Annotated in this window: 1 protein-coding gene; it reads left to right on the top strand. The window is 51.4% G+C overall.

The window, feature by feature from the left end; translation table 11 throughout:
- A partial coding sequence (locus tag N475_RS25675; protein WP_282955583.1) for a calcium-binding protein occupies positions 1–422 on the top strand: 422 nt, incomplete at both ends.

Here is a 422-nt window from a genome sequence, read left to right as displayed (position 1 = left end):
TGATAAGCTGGTCTTCGGTGAAGGGATCACCAAAGCGAACATCACGATCACTCGCTCAAGTAATGGCCATATCCTAGTGTACATATTGGATGCTCAAGGCAATCGAACAGGCGACCAACTGACCTTAGAAAATGCCTTTTCCAATGCGCAGTACCGCATTGAACGCATTGAATTTGCCGACGGCTCTAGCATGGATTGGGATGCCATTTATACCGCAGCCTTGGTGGTGGAAGGCACGGAAAACAATGATTCACTCACTGGTACTGGCCATAACGATACCTTGCGCGGCTTAGCGGGTGATGATTCGCTGGCGGGCTATAACGGCAATGACATTCTAGATGGCGGTGCAGGGGACGATACCCTTGTGGCGCGCTATGGTCACAACACCCTAATTGGGGGCGAAGGCAACGACACCTTGTCGT

It is taken from the genome of Pseudoalteromonas luteoviolacea DSM 6061, from assembly GCF_001625655.1.
GTDB classification, from domain to species: Bacteria; Pseudomonadota; Gammaproteobacteria; order Enterobacterales; family Alteromonadaceae; genus Pseudoalteromonas; species Pseudoalteromonas luteoviolacea.
The sequence above is the reverse complement of the archived record's forward strand: the minus strand, read 5'-3'. Positions and strand labels throughout refer to the sequence as shown.